The 16,490-nt window shown below is 71.9% G+C and carries 17 protein-coding genes and 1 pseudogene; 11 read left to right on the forward strand and 7 right to left on the reverse strand.

What is annotated here, in order from left to right; translation table 11 throughout:
- Positions 1 to 28: 28 nt before the first annotated feature.
- Entirely contained in the window at positions 29 to 451 is a 423-nt protein-coding gene (locus ABEB09_RS01230) for a hypothetical protein (protein ID WP_345686171.1), read from the reverse strand.
- Between the two features lie 147 nt (positions 452 to 598).
- On the opposite strand from ABEB09_RS01230, the pseudogene ABEB09_RS01235 reads away from it, so the two are divergent.
- Together ABEB09_RS01235 and ABEB09_RS01240 are read left to right on the forward strand one after the other, a co-directional pair.
- Positions 599 to 1,713, forward strand: a pseudogene (locus ABEB09_RS01235) (MerR family transcriptional regulator).
- 537 nt (positions 1,714 to 2,250) lie between these two features.
- Positions 2,251 to 2,808: a DUF3291 domain-containing protein gene (locus tag ABEB09_RS01240; RefSeq protein ID WP_345686173.1), complete on the forward strand. Its 558-nt coding sequence runs from the start codon at positions 2,251 to 2,253 to the stop codon at positions 2,806 to 2,808.
- A 99-nt stretch (positions 2,809 to 2,907) separates the two neighbouring features.
- Here the strand turns inward: ABEB09_RS01240 and ABEB09_RS01245 are convergent, their stop codons facing one another.
- Positions 2,908 to 3,402: a GNAT family N-acetyltransferase gene (locus ABEB09_RS01245; protein ID WP_345686175.1), complete on the reverse strand. Its 495-nt coding sequence runs from the start codon at positions 3,400 to 3,402 to the stop codon at positions 2,908 to 2,910.
- Positions 3,403 to 3,573: 171 nt separating this feature from the next.
- Here ABEB09_RS01245 and ABEB09_RS01250 point away from each other — a divergent pair, with 171 nt between their 5' ends.
- From ABEB09_RS01250 to ABEB09_RS01265, 4 genes are all read left to right on the forward strand, one after another.
- Complete coding sequence (locus ABEB09_RS01250; protein WP_345686177.1) at positions 3,574 to 4,659, forward strand: DNA glycosylase AlkZ-like family protein; 1,086 nt, start codon at positions 3,574 to 3,576, stop codon at positions 4,657 to 4,659.
- 350 nt (positions 4,660 to 5,009) lie between these two features.
- Complete coding sequence (locus tag ABEB09_RS01255) at positions 5,010 to 5,516, forward strand: cupin domain-containing protein (RefSeq protein WP_345686179.1); 507 nt, start codon at positions 5,010 to 5,012, stop codon at positions 5,514 to 5,516.
- Positions 5,517 to 5,556: 40 nt separating this feature from the next.
- Positions 5,557 to 6,444 (forward strand): DUF2268 domain-containing putative Zn-dependent protease, encoded by an 888-nt coding sequence (locus tag ABEB09_RS01260; protein ID WP_345686180.1) that lies wholly within the window; start codon positions 5,557 to 5,559, stop codon positions 6,442 to 6,444.
- Between the two features lie 249 nt (positions 6,445 to 6,693).
- A complete protein-coding gene (locus tag ABEB09_RS01265; RefSeq protein WP_345686182.1) occupies positions 6,694 to 7,731 on the forward strand; it encodes a hypothetical protein in 1,038 nt (345 codons plus the stop codon).
- Between the two features lie 98 nt (positions 7,732 to 7,829).
- On the opposite strand, the gene ABEB09_RS01270 is transcribed toward ABEB09_RS01265, so the two are convergent.
- Entirely contained in the window at positions 7,830 to 8,675 is an 846-nt protein-coding gene (locus ABEB09_RS01270) for an NAD(P)H-binding protein (protein WP_345693805.1), read from the reverse strand.
- Between the two features lie 104 nt (positions 8,676 to 8,779).
- Between ABEB09_RS01270 and ABEB09_RS01275 the strand changes: the two genes are divergently transcribed.
- On the forward strand, positions 8,780 to 9,382 hold the full coding sequence (locus ABEB09_RS01275) for a TetR/AcrR family transcriptional regulator (protein ID WP_345686184.1): 603 nt from the start codon (positions 8,780 to 8,782) through the stop codon (positions 9,380 to 9,382).
- 8 nt (positions 9,383 to 9,390) lie between these two features.
- Here the strand turns inward: ABEB09_RS01275 and ABEB09_RS01280 are convergent, their stop codons facing one another.
- Both ABEB09_RS01280 and ABEB09_RS01285 read right to left on the reverse strand, forming a co-directional pair.
- Positions 9,391 to 9,864 carry a hypothetical protein gene (locus tag ABEB09_RS01280; RefSeq protein WP_345686186.1) on the reverse strand — a complete coding sequence of 158 codons (474 nt, stop codon included), beginning with the start codon at positions 9,862 to 9,864 and terminating at the stop codon, positions 9,391 to 9,393.
- Positions 9,865 to 9,894: 30 nt separating this feature from the next.
- Complete coding sequence (locus ABEB09_RS01285) at positions 9,895 to 10,338, reverse strand: hypothetical protein (RefSeq protein WP_345693806.1); 444 nt, start codon at positions 10,336 to 10,338, stop codon at positions 9,895 to 9,897.
- A gap of 202 nt (positions 10,339 to 10,540) precedes the next feature.
- Between ABEB09_RS01285 and ABEB09_RS01290 the strand changes: the two genes are divergently transcribed.
- Positions 10,541 to 11,713, forward strand: a complete 1,173-nt coding sequence (locus tag ABEB09_RS01290) for a serine hydrolase domain-containing protein (protein ID WP_345686188.1) — start codon at positions 10,541 to 10,543, stop codon at positions 11,711 to 11,713.
- Between the two features lie 76 nt (positions 11,714 to 11,789).
- Here ABEB09_RS01290 and ABEB09_RS01295 read toward each other — a convergent pair whose 3' ends face one another.
- Entirely contained in the window at positions 11,790 to 12,500 is a 711-nt protein-coding gene (locus ABEB09_RS01295) for a helix-turn-helix transcriptional regulator (RefSeq protein WP_345686190.1), read from the reverse strand.
- Positions 12,501 to 12,565: 65 nt separating this feature from the next.
- Here ABEB09_RS01295 and ABEB09_RS01300 point away from each other — a divergent pair, with 65 nt between their 5' ends.
- From ABEB09_RS01300 to ABEB09_RS01310, 3 genes are read left to right on the forward strand one after another with little or no spacing between them, the layout of a single operon-like run.
- Positions 12,566 to 12,997 carry a hypothetical protein gene (locus tag ABEB09_RS01300; RefSeq protein ID WP_345686192.1) on the forward strand — a complete coding sequence of 144 codons (432 nt, stop codon included), beginning with the start codon at positions 12,566 to 12,568 and terminating at the stop codon, positions 12,995 to 12,997.
- Between the two features lie 53 nt (positions 12,998 to 13,050).
- Positions 13,051 to 14,946 carry a glycoside hydrolase family 15 protein gene (locus ABEB09_RS01305; RefSeq protein ID WP_345686194.1) on the forward strand — a complete coding sequence of 632 codons (1,896 nt, stop codon included), beginning with the start codon at positions 13,051 to 13,053 and terminating at the stop codon, positions 14,944 to 14,946.
- The gene (locus ABEB09_RS01310; protein WP_345686196.1) at positions 14,943 to 15,437 is read left to right on the forward strand and encodes a hypothetical protein; all 495 of its coding nucleotides are present in this window, start codon (positions 14,943 to 14,945) and stop codon (positions 15,435 to 15,437) included. The genes ABEB09_RS01305 and ABEB09_RS01310 overlap by 4 nt, the downstream gene beginning before the upstream one ends.
- A gap of 66 nt (positions 15,438 to 15,503) precedes the next feature.
- Here the strand turns inward: ABEB09_RS01310 and ABEB09_RS01315 are convergent, their stop codons facing one another.
- Positions 15,504 to 16,454, reverse strand: coding sequence for a LysR family transcriptional regulator (locus tag ABEB09_RS01315; protein ID WP_345686198.1), 951 nt, complete (start codon positions 16,452 to 16,454; stop codon positions 15,504 to 15,506).
- Positions 16,455 to 16,490: the final 36 nt, after the last annotated feature.

Raw genomic sequence — 16,490 nt, forward strand, 5'->3', positions numbered from 1 at the left:
GCCGCAGGCACCCCTGGGAGTTGATCATCTAGTCCGCGGTGACGCCCCAATAGCCGATCGCCGTGGGCCGGCCGTCGTGGTGGAGCTCGGTGCAGTTCCCGCAGGCCCGGGCGGGGAGGGGTATGCGATCGGACTTCATGGCGTCGAGCCACTCGGCTTCCGTGGGCCGGCCGCCGGGGCACCAGGCGCGGATCTCCTCGTCCGTCAACGGCCGCATGAACGGGCCCCACTCGGCATGCGTGGAGGCCACCGTGTGGACCTGGTCCAGCACCGTGCCGGTGCCGCCGGTGAGGACGTACTCCACCCAGGTCTCGTCCTGCCACAGTTCGTCCACGGACCGGCTCCCGAAACCCCGGTCGTCCCGGGCCAGCTCCTCTTCCTGGGCCTGCCGGAAGGCCGCCGCCAGATCACGCCGATACGGGCCCGTCTGCCACCACGCGTCACCGCCCACCGCGCCACCCCTTTCAGATGGGCCTACTCATGCATGCAGGGTATGGGTTCGCACTGACAGTCGACCGCGGCGGCGCGTGCCCGGCCGCCTGGCGGAGGTGGTGTGGCACTTGACCCTCACGTGGCGTCATGCCGCATGGTCGGTGGCATGGAGGAACGCCTGACCGTGGGTCGCGTGGCCGGGCTGGCCGGCGTGAGCGTCCGCACGTTGCATCACTATGACGAGATCGGCCTCGTGCGGCCGTCCGCACGGACCGCGGCCGGGTACCGGGCGTACTCGGCGGGTGACGTGGAGCGGCTGCGGGAGGTGCTGGCCTACCGGCGGCTGGGCTTCGGACTGCGCGAGATCGCGGATCTGGTCGACGACCCGACCACCGACGCGGTCGCGCGCCTGCACCGGCTGCGCGGCCTGCTGCTGGAACAGCGCGATCACGCCGCTGCCATGGTGACGGCGATAGACAGGGAGCTGGAGGCACGCGCATCGGGGATCAGGACGACACCGGAGGAGCAACTGAAAGTGTTCGGCGCGCAGTTGTACGAAGCCATCGGGTCCGCCTACCCGGCAACGCGGCGCACCGAGCCGCGAATCGCCGCAAGGGTCTGGGATGCGCTCGGGGACGCGCGGACGGTCCTGAACGTCGGAGCCGGCACCGGCTCCTACGAGCCCCCCGACCGCGAAGTCACGGCGGTGGAACCGTCGGCGGTCATGCGGGCACAGCGTCCCGCTGGCGCGGCACCGTGCGTGGCCGCCAGTGCGGAGAGCCTCCCGTTCGAGGACCGGTCCTTCGACGCCGCCATGGCCTTCAGCACCGTCCATCACTGGCACGACCCGATTGCCGGGCTGCGCGAGCTGCGGCGCGTCGCCCGCCGCGTGGTGGTGTTCACGCACGACGCCAGTGACACCGGTTGGCGTCACCGGTTCTGGCTCACCCGCGACTACCTGCCTGAGGTCGCCGGCCTCGTCGCCGGCCGGCCCTCGGTGGACCGGCTGGCCCGCGCGATCGGGGCCCGCATGGAGCCGGTGCTCATCCCGTGGGACTGCGCCGACGGCCTCTTCGAAGCCTACTGGCGCCGGCCCGAGGCGTACCTGGAGGAACATGTGCGCCGTGCCGTATCGGTATGGACGAGAGTCGGGCCGGAGGCCGAGCAGCGGGCGGTGTGCAGACTCCGCGACGACCTTTCCTCAGGCCAGTGGGCCGAGCGCAACCGCGACCTCGTCGATCTCGACGCCGCGAGCTCGGCCTTCGCCTACTCGTGGCCTGAACCACCGTGCGCGAGAACGCCGCACGGGAGCCGACCGGCCGGAATCAGGAGACATCGCCGCGGCGGCACTCGGCCTCGAGGCGCGCTACGTCCACCTCGGGACGGCCGTCGCTGCCGCGCGACACGACCGCCTTCGAGCCGCCCCCGCAGGCCGACCAGCGCGGACCCGCCGCACGCCGTTACGCGTTCGGCGGCACCCGGGGCCATCGGACAGGGGATGCGTACGGGCACGGCGGGCGAACCGATCGCGCCGAAGTGGATCACTGGTACCCCGCAGCCTGCCCCGCCCGTCACCGCCCCAGCCCCCGCAATGACCAGTACAGGAGGGCATTTGGTCGGGCAAAGCGCAACTTCGACATGGCCCGCAGAGGCAGCTACCTTCACCTGGTCCTCGGCGATCGCCCACGGCCGCACAGGAGTTCCTTCAGGCTGAGCCGCCCGCGACGGGATGAGTCGGTCATGCCCCACGGATCCTCGCCCCGTGCGTAAGCCACCGAACCGGGTCCACACCAGGCACCCCCCACCAGGGAGAGACGCATGCCCCATCTCGCGATGTACACCTTCGGCGTCTTGAAGACACCTCTCGCCGATCCCGGACCTCTCACGCACGAGTTCTACGAGAGGGGTGAGGCCGTCTACCGGCAGATCAGTCAGCACCCCGGGTACCTCGCTCGTGCTGAAGCGCCAGACGGTGACCGGGGCATGCTTTTCGACGCGGACTGGGGTGCGTGGGGAGAGTTCGCCGTACCGACTTGGTACGGCAAGGGCCGTACGGTGGAAACCACCGCCCTGGCCACGACCCTCTCACTCTGGACCGACCTGCGCCCCGCCTTCGACGCCGTCTACACCGGTCTGCACCGTGCGGCGCTGAACAGGCGCTACGACTGGTTCGAGAGGACAGGGCGCCCGAATTACGTGATGTGGTGGGTCTCCGACGGCGTGATACCCACCTGGCAGGACGGGGTTTCCCGGCTGGAGCACCTCCACGACCACGGCTCCGCGCCGCACGCCTTCACCTTCCACCACTCGTTCGCCCCGGACGGAACTCCGACCAGGACCAAAGGCATCGGGCCGAAGACCGACCGGGTTCGCTGACAAGGAATCCTGAACGACTGGGTTCGCTGTCGAACGCCTCGGGTTCGACTCGGGCGTACCGGTCGGCTGTCCGGCTCATCAGGCCGGCGAGGTCAAGGTCTATGGCTGGAGGTCGCGTTGGTACCACGTGCCTGCCTTGCCGCCGAGATCGGCCGGGGTGGCAGGGCCAACCGGGACGAACCCGGCGTTGGCCAAGACTCTCCGGGACGCGGCGTTGTCGTGGGAGGTGGCCGCCCGCAGTGTGCGCAGGCCGTGGATCGCGGTCGCCATCCTGGACAGCTCCCGGACGGTCGCGGTCGCCACACCGCGGCCGGCGACCTGCTCCGCGACCCGGTAGCCGAGTCTGGCGGTGCCGTCCTCCAAGTCGTACAGGTTGAACCTGCCGAGTACCGAGCCGTCCTCGGCGACGAGCACGTAGAAGGCACAGATGCCGGCCTCTTGCTCGGCCAGCGAGGCGTTGTACCGGTCGGTGAACCGGTCGAAGAAGTCGTCGCCGCGGTCGGGGATCGAGGCGGCGAAGTAGCTGCGGTTCGCCAGCTCGAAGGCCAGGACCGCCGGGGCGTGGTCGGCATGCAGCCGCTTCAGCTCGGGCACTGCCCGACCCTACCCGGATGGTGCGCTGAGGCCACCCGAGTTTCCGCCGGTGGCAGACAGCTGCGGAGAGAAGCCCCGGCCTTGCGCGCGCTCGTGGCGGTGCGCCGGTACGGTGCGAGTGCGGCCGGGACGCGAGCGCGGAGGCCGGCGCGGACTCCAGGGAGGGCTGCCGTGCAGCGTGTGCACCGGGTCGAAGTGAGCCGGGAACAGGTACTGGCCTACCGGGTGGCGGCGCATGCCTTCGAACGTTCATCGCCCGCGCCCGGCGTGCTCGCCCTGGGGGTCCAGGACACGCCGGCCGGTTCCGCGCCCGTGGCGCTCGCCGCGCGGGGCGCGGCCTCGGAGGGGCTGGAGCGCGTGTGGTCGTTCCGCGGCGCGCCTCACCTCCACCGCCGTTCGGACCTCGCCCCGCTCGTGGCCGCGCTGTGGCCGGTGGACGACGCCGACGCGACCGCGCGCATCGACACCGCGGTGATCAAGGAGGGCGCCCGCCTGGGGCTGCGGGCGTTCCGAGTGACCGCCGAGGCGTTCCGCCGCGTGGTGACCGGACCGATGGCGAAGGGCGAGGTCAGTACGGCCGTCAGCGCGTCCGTACCGGAGTCGCTGACGTACTGGTGCGAGAGGTGCGGGGCACAGCACATCTCGGGGCTGCTGTTCCAGCAGGCCGGGCTCTTCGGGGACCTCCGGGTGTCGGCGGAAGGCGGCGGTACGGTGCTGTCACCACTGCGGCTGGGACGGCCCGTGCCCGCCGCTGCGTCCGGGACCGCGGAGCTGGTCCGCGCCTACCTGCGCTTCCTCGGGCCCGCCACGCCCGCCGAAGTCGCCGCCTACCTCGGCACCCGGCCTGCCGTCGTCAAGGCGGTGTGGCCGGACGGTCTGGCAGAGGTGTCGTCGGCCGGGAAGGAGACGTGGCTGCCGGAGACCGCGCTGGACGCCCTGCTGTCGGCCCAACCCCGGGACCTGGTACGGCTGCTGCCTCCGGGAGACCCGTACCTCCAGGCCCGCGACCGCGCGCTGCTCGTGCCCGACAGGGACCGGCAGAAGGAGATCTGGCGCCCCATCGGTGGGCCCGGGGCGGTCCTGGTGGGCTCCGAGATCGCGGGAACTTGGCGGGCCAGGACGGCGGGCCGCACGCTCGACGTCACCGTCACCGCGTTCGCCCCACTGCGCACGGCCGTCCACAGGGCGCTGGAGGCGGAAGCCGCCGTGGTGGCCTCCGCGCGCGGCTCGGACGACGTCCGGCTGCACGTCGCGTAGGCGCGCAGGCACGTACGCGGCGGTAGGCGGCGGCTGGCCGAAGTGGCGTGGTGTACACCCCTGTGCGTCTCGACGGGGCGCTGGAGGTCGACGCCGCCCTCGTGGCCTCCCAGTACCGGCTGCCGGGGTCCCGGCCGGAGCACGGCTTCCTCCTGAGCATCTGAAACGGAACCTTCAGCCTGACGGCCGGACAGCCGAACGCATCCGGCATCGCGCCGCGGCGGTACCTAGGTCTCCGGACCGACGAAGACTGGTCCTCCTGCCACTGCGGTGGATGGATCTCCGGACCGATGACCGTGGCGAACCCGGCGAGCAGGATGGGCGTCACGATCTCACGAAGGAGTCTTCCCATGTCGTACCCGGAACCCCGCTACCTCGGTGACAAGGGAGAGATCAACGCCGTGTTCAGGTCCGCAGCCGCCGAGCCCGACATCGTCTCTCCGTCCGGCACCACCACGCACTACCTCGCCGGCCATGCCACCACGGGTGGCGAATTCGGCCTGTACAAGGTGGACATGGGGCCGAAGGCACCGGGCGCCCGGACACATTTCCACCGGAGCATCTCCGAGTCCTTCTACGTCTTGTCCGGAGAGGTGCGGCTCTTCAACGGTGAGCGTTGGATCACCGGCGGGCCGGGCGACTTCCTCTACGTACCCGTCGGCGGGTTGCACGCCTTCAAGAACGACTCCGACGAACCGCTCTCCATGCTGATGCTGTTCTCGCCGGGGGCGCCGCGCGAGGAGTACTTCGAGAAGGTCGCCGACTTCGCGCAGCGAAGCCGTGCGGAGCTGAAGGACTTCCAGATCCGTCATGACAGCTACTTCCTCGACATGATGGACGAACCTCGCGAGAAGTGAGCTTGCTCCTCCCGTTGCGTGAGGTCCTACGGTCCGAGGCATGAAGATCGTTGTTCATGACACGGCGTCCGCCATGCTCGACCTCCTGGAGCGACCGCGGGAGGAGCGGCCCGACGCCCTGAGGGAAATGCTCAGCCCGCTGCGGGGGCCGCTGTCCGTGATGGGTGATGTGGACCTGGTAGGGATGCACCAGCAGGGCAGTGGCTTCCGGCTCGACCGTGAGGATCCGCGGTACGTGCCCGCTCTGCGCCGGATGCGGGACGCGGGGGTGTGGGAGCGGGTCGAGGACTCGCTCGCCGCCGCGTGGGAGCGGATCCGTGGTGCGGCGCCGGGCGTCGAGCACGCCGAGACCGTGCACGTGGTGCTGGTACTCGGCGACCCGGACGACGAGCACCTGACGGTCCGCAGCTCCGGCTATCTCGGTTCGGGCGGGATCCCGGGCGCCGTCCACCTGCTGATGTGGCCCACCGACACGAGTCTGGAGAAGATCGGCCACGCGGCCGCACACGAACTGCACCACAACGTGCGCTACGCGAACGTGGTGTGGAACCCGATGACCGTGACGGTCGGCGAGCACGTCGTCGCCGAGGGCCTGGCGGAGGCGTTCGTCCGGGAACTGGCCGGTGAGCAGGCCATGGGCCCGTGGTCGAAGGCGCTGTCCGGGGCCGAGCTGGACCGTGCGTACGAGAAGATCGTCGCCGCGATCGACGTGGCGGGGATGCAGAACCTGACGGGGTACGTGCTGGGCGATGCCACCGCGCGGCGCATCGGGCAGCCGACCTTCGGGCTGCCGGACTTCGCCGGGTACGCGGCGGGGCTGCGCATCGTGGACGCGCACCTCGCGGCCTCGGGCCTGACCGCAGCCCAGAGCATCGCCCTGCCGGCGCACGAAATCCTCGTCAACGCGGGGGTGCCGACGGAAGCCTGACATGGAGGTGGGGGGCCTCGCGCCGACCGCCGACTGCGGGCCTCGGGCGGCTCGAGGCCCGCAGTCGGCCGGTGGCCCCCTCTGCGCTGGTCCGTGCTCTCCTCCGTGCTCCTGAGTGCTCCTCCAGGTGGGCGATCTCGTCACCCGCGACGCCCACCGGGCAGGCGGGCGATTCTCCGTGATGTTGTGCTGGGGCCGGCGTCGCCTCTCTTCGTCCCACCTCATCCCCTCAACCGGAGGAAGACCCCCATGTTCCGCTTCCCACGTCTCGCCGGGGCGGCCGCGACCGCGCTCGCCCTGGCGCTGTTGGCGGCGCCCGCGACCGCGGCCGGTGAGCCGACGACCCTCACGGATCCACGGATCGTCGCCCACTTCGACTTGGCACGTGGCCAGACGCCGGAGAACATCGCCCTGGAGCCCGACGGCTCGGCGAACCTCACCATGGCCCTCGCCCGTCAGGTCGTCCGCGTCAGCAAGGACGGACAGCACCGGCGCAGGCTGGCCACGCTCCCCCGCGTGGAGAACCCGGCGACGCCGGTCATCGGCGTCGCGGCGGTGTTCGGCATCGTGCGGACGCACGACGGCACGCTGTACGTCACGTACGGCACCGGCACGGAGGAGACCGGGATCTGGCGGATCCACCGGCGCGGCGGCACGCCCGAGCAGGTCGCCTGCCTCCCGCCGAACGGGTTCCCCAACGGCCTGGCACTCGACGAGCACCGCGGCCACCTCTACGCGGCCGACTCGGTTCTGGGGACCGTGTGGCGGGTGGCCCTGAAGGACATCCACCACCGCGACGACGGCGACTGCGTCAGGCCCACGGCGTGGGCCACGGGTCCGGCACTGTCCCGGACGAATTTCATCGGCGCCAACGGCATCAAGGTGCACAAGGGCGCGGTGTGGGTGTCGAACCTCGACAAGGGGACGCTGCTCCGCATCCCAGTGCGGCGCGACGGCACCGCGGGAACGGCCCGGATCCGCGCCACCGGCCTGACCGGCATCGACGACTTCGCGTTCGCGGGACGCGGCGACACGGCCATCGCCACGCTGATCACGCAGAATCAGGTGGTCCTGGTCCGCCCCGACGGTACGCACACGGTTGCCCTCACCCGGGACGACGGCCTCTCCAGTCCGACGTCCGCCGCGGTCCGCGGCCGCACCGTCTACATCCCCAGCGCCGCCTTCCTCACCGAGTCCGACCCGAACCTCCTCCTCGCCCGGCTCACGCACAAGGGCCACAAGGGCGAGAAGGGCGACAAGGACAAAGACCACGACAAGCGGCCCTGACCATCCGGCGTGGTGCCGCCGCGTCGTAGACGATCGGCAGCAGTGAGGAAGGGAGGCCGCGACCTGATCGGTCGCGGCCTCGGTGCTTCGGCCGCCTCCTACCGGAAGGCCGGCAGGTTGCGTGCGACCCACTCGGCGAAGGGCCTCGCCGGGCGCTGGAGGACCCTCTCCACGTCGGGGCCGACCTCCTGCTCGGCCGGCAGCGGAACGCCGAGGACGTCCAGGGTGCCGTCGACGACCTCCGCCGGCATGAACCGGGCCATGTGCGCGAACGCGTCCTCGCGGGACAGTTCCACGAACGTCACCTTCTCGCCCAGGGCATCGGCGATCACCGCGGCCTGCCGGCGCGGGCTGATCGCCTCGGGCCCGGTCAGCTCGTACGCGCGTCCCGCGTGACCGTCCTGGCGCAGCGCGGCCGCGGCGACCTCCGCGATGTCCGCGGGGTCGATGACGGGAAGCGCCACATCACCGAACGGGGCGTGGATCGTGCGCCGCGTACGGACCGACTCGGCCCAGGCGAAGGCGTTGGAGGCGAAACCTCCCGGGCGCAGGATCGTGAAGTCCGGTCCGGCGGTGCGTACGGCCGCCTCGAACGCGCGCAGGCGGGCGTGCGAAGGTGCGTCGGGGCGGGTGGAGTTGAGCTGGGAGGAGAGCAGGACGACCCTCTTGACGCCGCTGTCCCGGGCCACGTCCAGCAGGGCGTCGGGGCTCTCGCCGTGACTGTTGAGTTCACCGCCCAGGAGAAGGAAGAGCGCGTCGGCGCCTTCGAGGACCGGCCGCATGCTCCGGGAGGTCCCGACGTCGGCCCGGGCGTGGCGGACTCCTGGAGGGAGTTCGGCCTGCTGCGGGCGGCGCGATACGGCCACGACGTCCTCGCCTTCCTGCGCAAGCAGGCGTACCAGAGTCTGACCGACGTTTCCGGTCGCACCCGTCACCACGATCATCGCCATCTCCCGTTGGTCGGTTCGTTCGCCCGTTTGTTAGTCAGCTGACTGACTGACTTGGCCGACGCTAGCACACCGAACGGCCGCTGCCTATAGTTGGTTGGGTGACTGACTCAGTGAAGCCGCGGGCGCGGGGAGCGGACAAGCGTCGGAGGCTCACGACCGCGGCAGCCCGCGTCCTGCACGAGCAGGGGGTCGAACGGACGACCCTCGCGGACATCGCCCGTGCGGCGGACGTTCCCGTCGGGAACGTCTACTACTACTTCAAGACCAAGGACGAGCTGGTCCAGGCGGCACTGTCCGAGCACAGCACGCACCTGGACGAACTGACCGGCCGGCTGGCCGAGTTGGCCGATCCGCGCGACCGGCTGAAGGCCTTGGTCCAGGCCTGGGTCGACCAGCGGGACGTCGCCGCGCGGTACGGGTGCCCGACCGGCACCCTGGCCGTCGAGCTCGACAAGCGCACGGACGGGAGCCTCGACGTCGAGGCCGGCGCGGTGATACGACGGCTGCTGGACTGGGTCGGGGATCAGTTCCGCGCCTTGGGCGTGGACGATGCGGACGGCATGGCCGTCACGCTCGTCTCCGCGTACCAGGGCATGTCACTCCTGGCCAACGCCCTGCGCGACCCGGACATCATGACCCGCGAGGGAGCCAGGCTGGCGGACTGGCTGGACTCTCTCCAGGGCGCCGGCCGGACGCCCTGATCTCGGGGTCACCCGCCCTGTCTCCCGCCGGCCAGTCGGCGGTGCCACCACCGGTCGGCTCGCCACTGGCGTTCTCCGGCGAACGGATCGGGCAGGGTACGGCGGAGGTATGCCCTGTCCAGGGACGCCACCAGTCGTGCCAGCTCCGCACTGGCGCGGGGAGGCAACTGCCGCAGCACCTCTTCCAGCACGTCGCGGGCATGCCGCACGTCGTCGAAGGAGCAGTGGCGGCACGAGCATTCCTCGTCCTGCGGGTAGAGGGGACGGCGTCCCGGCGGCCGCAGAAAGGCCTCGTACCGCCGTAGCGCCCGGTCCGTGACCCCCGGGTCGATGTAGTAGTCGTCCGAGAGAGCCTCTACTCGATGGATCGCGAGGCTGGTGCGGGCGGACAGCCCGTGAATACGGTACGGGGGCGGGCTCCCCCATGTGCGGGGGCGCTGCTGATGGGCGGCGCGCAGCGCGCCGGGCCGTTTACGCGGCATCGCCCTTTCGGGTGTTGGTCATGAACACCATCATGCCAAAAGCCTCTTGGCGCTCCCGCGCCGGGGTTCGCTGCCCGCGACGGCTCCGACGGCACGGAGGTCCCGTCCCAGGTATCCGGTCAGGACGCGCGGGTGCCGACGCCACCACCACAGGTCGGCGGGAGGGATCCGGTGCAACTGGCCGAGCGCGAAGCCGTCGTCGTGGACGGTCGCGGCGATGAACCGCTCGTCCAGTTCCTTGATGCGCCGGCTCCATACCAGGACGGTGTGGTCGTCCAGGAGGAGCCACGCCTGGTGCAGCCAGTCCCGGCAGGAGAGGTCGTTGGCGTACTCGTGGGTGAAGTCGCCGTATCCGCGCTCGACCACGTCGATGAGCCAGGCCCACTTGTCGGCCATCTCGGAGACCGTGAATGCCTTGCGCCAGCCGCGCTGGTGCAGCAGCTCGCCGACGGCGGCTTCGTCAGGGGAATCCATCACGCCGAGAATCCCACCTTCCCGCCCCCGGACGCCAGCGAGTTGGCCGCGCACCGCCGGTCACCCGACGGGCCGTCTGCGATGCGGCGCTCGCAGACGGCCCGGTGCTCCGGGAACCGCGCGGCGAAGTCGGGAATGGCCGGCAGGGAGCGGGAGTTGGGAGGGGCGTACAGCGGGCGTAGATCATTCGAGAGGGAAGCCGATGGCGGTGTTCGGTGGGGCAGGGGTGCGAGGGGGCGTCGCGGAGGGGTTCGAGGAGGTGCGGGACGTCTTCGCGGGCGTTGCCGCCGAGGAGCCCGGGGGTGAGCCCGAGGCGCAGCTCGCCGTGTATCTGCACGGGCGGCGGGTGGTGGACCTGTGGGTGGGCGACGAGGTGGGCGGCGACTCGCTGCTGGCCCTGTACTCGTCCGCCAAGGGCGCCGCGCATCTGGTGACCGCGCTGCTCGTCCAGGAGGGCGTGATCGATCTGGACCGGGAAGTCGGGTCGTACTGGCCCGAGTTCGCGTCCGCCGGCAAGGAGCGGGTGACGGTCCGGGAGCTGATGGCGCACCGCGCGGGGGTCATCGGTGTGGACGGCGGGTTCACGGTGGAGGAGCTGGCCGACGACCGGCTGATCGCCGCCCGGCTGGCGGGGCAGCGGCCGTACTGGGAGCCGGGGACGGCGTACGGCTACCACGCCTTCGTGATCGGGGCGCTGGTGGGCGAGGTGGTGCGGCGGGCCACCGGCCGGTCCGTGCAGGAGCTGTACGAGGAGCGCGTCCGCGCCCCGTACGGACTGGACTTCCACCTGGGGGTGCCGGAGCGGCTGGAGTCACGGTACGTGCCGGTGCGGCCGATGGTGCTGACCGCGGCGCAGGAGGCGGAGCTCGCGGCGACCGGCCCGAAGCCGGACAGCCTCACCGGCATCGCCTTCAACCGGAACGCCACCCCCGCCACCGACCTGGTCGCGTTCGCCAACTCCCGTTCCGTCAGGGCCCTGGGACCGGCCTCGTCCGGAGGCGTGGGCAACGCACGCGGCCTGGCCCGCATGTACGCGGCGGCGATCAGTGAGGTCGACGGGCTGCCGGCGCTGCTGCGGCCCGGGACGGTCGCGGAGTTCAGCCGGCTCCACACGCCGGGCACGGACCTGGTGACGGGCGAACCCGACCACTTCGGGCTCGGTTTCGAACTGCAGGCCGTTCGCTACGGCGACCTGGGGCCCGATGCCTTCGGGCACAGCGGCGCGGTCGGCGCGCAGTCCTTCGCCGATCCGCGCAGCGGCGTCGCGTACGCCTACACGCGCCGCCGGTTCCTGTACGGCGCGGGCGGCGGCGCGCCCGAGAACCACCGCCTCGTCGCCGCGGTGATCCGCGCGGCCACGGCCGTCGCCGGGTGATCGTCCCGGGCTCCCTGCCGCCCCGCGCGCCGGCCGTTCGCCGGTCCTCGCGCAGCACCCGCCGGCCGTAGGGGCCTCACGCCTCCGTGGGCTCCAGGCGTACGCAGCAGCGGCCGGGGGCGGGCGCCGGGCATGCTGTCATGCCCTTCTCACCGAGGCCCTGGAGGACGCCGCGGAGGAGGTGGAGGTTCATGCCGCACACCGTTGCGGTGTGCTCCTGGGCCAGGACGTGGAAGGGGCAGTTGCCCAGGACGATGGCCCCGCCCTCGTGGCGGGGCTCGAATCCGTGCCGTTCCAGCAGCTCGAACAGATCGGTGCGGTCCTCGCCGGCCAGTCGGCTGCCGGCGTCATGCGCCGTGCGGTGCAGGACGGCGCGCATCGGCTCCCCCGTGGCCTCGGACTCCTCCAGGGCCCGGGCGAGGAGCCGCCCGGCCAGCTCGTAGTGGCGCTCCGGGAGGCTGACGCTGACCTGCCTGGTCGAGCGGCGGTACAGCTTGGCCGGCCTGCCCGCCCCCGGGCCCGTACGGCCGCTGCGCCGCTCGTAGACCACGTCGAGCAGGGATTCGGCGGCGAGGCGGTCCAGGTGGAACGCCGCGGTCTGCCGTGCCAGGCCGAGGGCCGCGGCGGCCTCGTCGCGGCTGACCGGGGCCGGCTGGCGTACGACGTGGTCGTACAGCCTCCTGCGGGTCGGCTCGTCGAGAGCGGCGACGGCGGAGACGGCCGGGACATCGGCACGGGGTGCTTCGTTCGAGTGGGCCACGAACACCAGTGTAAAACCCACAGCCATTGACTAAAGAGACGGCGAGAGCTTCTATTGATAGTGAAGGTTGTCTATAGAGAGAAGGACGCGCCATGACGTCCGTATCCACCTCCACAACCACCTCCCGGCGGGCCGCGCTCACCGATCCCGGCTACCAGGCGTTCGTCGTCCTGCGCACGGGGTTCACCGTGGCGCCGATCCTGTTCGGGCTGGACAAGTTCACGAACTGGCTCGTGGACTGGCCCATGTACCTCGCGCCGTGGATCGACGACATCGTTCCCGGCAGTGCCCAGGCGGCCATGTACGCCGTGGGCGCCATCGAGATCGTGGCGGGCCTCGTCGTGGCCGTCGCCCCTCGCTTCGGCGGCTGGCTGGTGGCGGGGTGGCTCGCCGGCATCATCGTCAACCTGCTGACCATTCCCGGGTACTACGACATCGCCCTGCGGGACTTCGGGCTCCTGCTCGGCGCGGTCGCCCTCGCCCGGCTCGCCCAGCGCTACCACGGCGAGCCGCATCCGGGCTGAACAGCCGAGCCGCGCCGCGAGCGGGGCCTTCGCGCCGGTGAGAAGGTGGTGCCATGCGAACCGCCCGGGATTCTCCCGGCACCGGCCGGCTCCGCTCGCCGGCCGGGGCGGTGGCGCGGGTCGACGGGTACGCACCGCTGCGGGACTACGCCGTGATCGGTGACGGCCGCACCGCCGCCCTGGTCGCCCGCGACGGGTCGGTGGACTGGCTGGGCCTGCCCGACCTGGACTCGCCCGCGGTGTTCGGCGCCGTGCTGGACGCCCGGCGCGGCGGCCGGTTCCGGCTCGAACCCGCCGTGCCGTACCGGGCGGAACGCCGCTACCTGCCCGGCACCAACGTGCTGGAGACGACGTTCGTCACGGGCCGGGGGACGGTCAGGGTCACCGATGCGCTCACCCTGCACGACGACACGGCCCTCTCCCCCATGCGGGAGCTGCTGCGATGCGTGGACGGGCTGTCCGGGTCCGTGCCGTTGCGGTGGAGCGTGCAGCCACGCCCCGGCTACGGCGGCCGGCGCGTGCGGCTCGTCCGGCGCTCCGGCGTCCCGGTGGCGACGACCGGGCGGGCGGCGCTGGCGGTCTGCGCCTGGGAGGCCGGCGATCCGGAGTGCGAGGGAGACACGGTCGGCGGCCGGTTCGAACTGGCGCGGGGCCGGCGCGCCGTCATCGCGATGCCGTTCGCCGATCAGGAGCCGCTCGTGCTGCCGGCGCGCCACGAGGCCGAGACGCGTCTGGAGCGTACCGGTGCGGCCTGGCGGGGCTGGACACACGACCGTACGTACGCGGGCGGGTGGCACGAGGCCGTGACGCGCAGCCTCCTGGCGCTGAAGCTCCTGGTCTTCGCGCCCTCCGGCGCGGTGGCGGCCGCCGTGACGACCTCGCTGCCGGAGGACATCGGCGGCGAACGCAACTGGGACTACCGCTTCTCGTGGGTGCGCGACTCCGCGTTCACCCTGGCCGCGTTCCTGCGCTCCGGCTGCCCCACGGAGGCCCAGGCGTATTTCTGGTGGCTGATGCACGCCTCCCAGGTCACCCACCCCGAGCTGAACGTGCTGTACCGGCTGGACGGCGGCCACCGCACCCCGGAGCGGACCCTGCCGTGGGAGGGGTACCGCGGCTCCGGACCGGTGCGTGTCGGGAACGCCGCGGTCGGGCAGGTCCAGCTGGACACCTACGGCGAGCTGCTCCAGACGGCCTGGCTGTACGCCCGTGCCGCGGGGCACCTGGACGCGGACGTCGCCCGTCGTCTCGCGGAGCTGGCCGATCTCGTGTGCGCGACCTGGCGGCGTCCCGACTCGGGCATCTGGGAGGTGCGCAGCCCGCCCCGCCACTTCACACAGTCCAAGATGATGTGCTGGGTGGCGCTCGACCGGGCCGTCGACCTGGCGGAACGCCGCCTGATCCCCGATCGTCACATCTCCCGCTGGCGGGCCGGCCGGCAGGCTGTGCGCGACTTCGTCGAGAGCCGCTGCTTCTCCCCGTACCGCGACTGCTACGTGCGGTCCGCCGGGAGCGAGGACGTGGACGCCGCCGTGCTGCTCGGGCTGCTCCACGGCTACGGCGACGCACGCGACCCCCGGCTGCGCTCCACGGTGGACGCCGTCGAGCGCGAGCTGCGGCAGGGGCCGTACGTCCTGAGGTACACCGGGGAGGACGGCCTCCGCGGCACGGAAGGGGCGTTCGTCGCCTGCTCGTTCTGGCTGGCCGAAGCGCTCGCCCGCACGGGGCGGGTCGGGGAGGCCACGCGGTTGATGGACGACCTGGTCGCGCTGGCCAACGACGTCGGCCTGTACAGCGAGGAGATGGACCCGGCCGACGGTGCGTTCCTCGGCAACCTGCCCCAGGCGCTGAGCCACCTGGCCCTGGTCAGCGCCGCCTGCGCCATCGACGCGGCCGGTGCGGGTGATGCCCCGGGTGCGGGCCCGGCCGGCGCGGGGGCGGACGGATGAGCGCCGGGAGCATCGCCGCGGGCATCGCCGCGGGCGGGTTCGTCGGGACGCTGGTGCTGACCACGGTGCTGCGGGCGGCCGGCGAAGCGGGCCTGACGCGCATGGACGTCCCGTTCCTGCTCGGCACCGTGGTCACGGTCGACCGTGCCCGCGCCAAGGCGATCGGCTATGTGCTGCACTTCGTCAACGGGCAGGTCTTCGCCTTCGCGTACTTCGCCGTCTTCCTGGCGATCGACCGGACCGGGTGGTGGCTGGGCGCACTGTTCGGCCTGGTCCACGGGCTCTTCGCCGGAACGGCACTGGTCAACATCCTGTTGCCGCTGGTCCACCCCCGGATGGGCAGCCGGTCGACCAGCGCACCGGACGTCGCGTTGCTGGAACCGCCCGGCTTCCTGATGCTCAACTACGGGCCGGGCACCCCGCTCGTGACGGTGCCGGCCCATGTCGCGTACGGGGCCCTGGTCGGCGGGTTCGCCTCGCTGGCCGGCTGAGGCACGCGGCGGCCGGGACGGTACGGATGCCCCCGGCGCCGGCCGCGAACGGCCGCCCCACGGCGGTCAGGCGGTGGTGCCCGGCGGATCGCCCCGGTCCTGGGTGCGCGTCGCGTCCTGGGCCGCCTGGACGAACTCGCTGATCCGCGTGCCCGAGTTGGCCGTGAGCCATATCGGCGCCCAGCGGATCGGCGGGGCGTCGCGCAGGGGGACGTAGGCGATGTCGGGGCGGGGGTAGAAGCGGGCGGCGTGGGCGCCGACCGGGAAGACGCCCTTTCCGGAGGCGATGAGGGTCAGCGCCTCGCCGAAGCTCGCCGCGCGGGGGCCGCGGGGGATCGTCCTGCCGTCCGTGGTGCGTTCGGGGGTCCGGTCCGAGCGGAGCCTGCGCGAGATGTCGTCCGGTACCTGGATCACGGGATGGTCGGCGAGGACCGTCGGCGGGGCCGACTCCTGCCCGGCCAGGGCGTGGTCGGCGGACACCGCCAGCATGCGCGGCTCGGCCAGGAGCACCGGGCCGGCGGTCAGGCCTCTGGAGGCGCCGAACAGCACATCGGTGATCAGGATCTCGATGTCACCGCCGAGCAGCCGCGAGACGGTGTCGTGCCACTGGGTCTCGTGGATCTGCACCTCGCAGTCGGGGTGCCGGGCGGCGAACACACCGACCGCCTGGAGCAGGAGCTGCCCGGCGATGGCGCCGAGGAAGCCGACGCGCAGGACGCCGCTGATGCCGCGCCCGACGTCGACGGCCCGCTGGAGTGCGTCCTGGATGCCGTCCACGTGCGGCCGCAGGTCGTCGGCGAGTTGCCGGCCGAGCGGTGTGAGCCGGACGTGACGGCTGCTCCGCTCGAACAGCGGGGCGCCGATGAAGCGCTCGACCTTCTTGATGGTCTGGCTGACCCGCCCCGGGGTGAGCCGCAGGCGCTCGGCGGTGCGGCCGAAGTGCAGCTCTTCGGTGAGGGCCAGGAACACCTGGATCTCCTGACGTTCCAGCACCGTGTCCCCGTCGTTGAGTTTCACTAAACGTCCCTTTCACGATCGTACGTTGATGCAGGT

Origin of the sequence: Streptomyces coeruleoprunus, from assembly GCF_039542925.1 — a bacterium.
GTDB classification, from domain to species: Bacteria; Actinomycetota; Actinomycetes; order Streptomycetales; family Streptomycetaceae; genus Streptomyces; species Streptomyces coeruleoprunus.

Coding starts and splice junctions, on each gene's coding strand:
- ABEB09_RS01285 (WP_345693806.1), bottom strand. CDS start 10,338: ATGGATTCCCCTGACGAAGCCGCCGTCGGCGAGCTGCTGCACCAGCGC.
- ABEB09_RS01255 (WP_345686179.1), top strand. CDS start 5,010: ATGTCGTACCCGGAACCCCGCTACCTCGGTGACAAGGGAGAGATCAAC.
- ABEB09_RS01260 (WP_345686180.1), top strand. CDS start 5,557: ATGAAGATCGTTGTTCATGACACGGCGTCCGCCATGCTCGACCTCCTG.
- ABEB09_RS01240 (WP_345686173.1), top strand. CDS start 2,251: ATGCCCCATCTCGCGATGTACACCTTCGGCGTCTTGAAGACACCTCTC.
- ABEB09_RS01305 (WP_345686194.1), top strand. CDS start 13,051: ATGCGAACCGCCCGGGATTCTCCCGGCACCGGCCGGCTCCGCTCGCCG.
- ABEB09_RS01300 (WP_345686192.1), top strand. CDS start 12,566: ATGACGTCCGTATCCACCTCCACAACCACCTCCCGGCGGGCCGCGCTC.
- ABEB09_RS01295 (WP_345686190.1), bottom strand. CDS start 12,500: ATGGCTGTGGGTTTTACACTGGTGTTCGTGGCCCACTCGAACGAAGCA.
- ABEB09_RS01310 (WP_345686196.1), top strand. CDS start 14,943: ATGAGCGCCGGGAGCATCGCCGCGGGCATCGCCGCGGGCGGGTTCGTC.
- ABEB09_RS01280 (WP_345686186.1), bottom strand. CDS start 9,864: ATGCCGCGTAAACGGCCCGGCGCGCTGCGCGCCGCCCATCAGCAGCGC.
- ABEB09_RS01265 (WP_345686182.1), top strand. CDS start 6,694: ATGTTCCGCTTCCCACGTCTCGCCGGGGCGGCCGCGACCGCGCTCGCC.
- ABEB09_RS01290 (WP_345686188.1), top strand. CDS start 10,541: ATGGCGGTGTTCGGTGGGGCAGGGGTGCGAGGGGGCGTCGCGGAGGGG.
- ABEB09_RS01270 (WP_345693805.1), bottom strand. CDS start 8,675: ATGATCGTGGTGACGGGTGCGACCGGAAACGTCGGTCAGACTCTGGTA.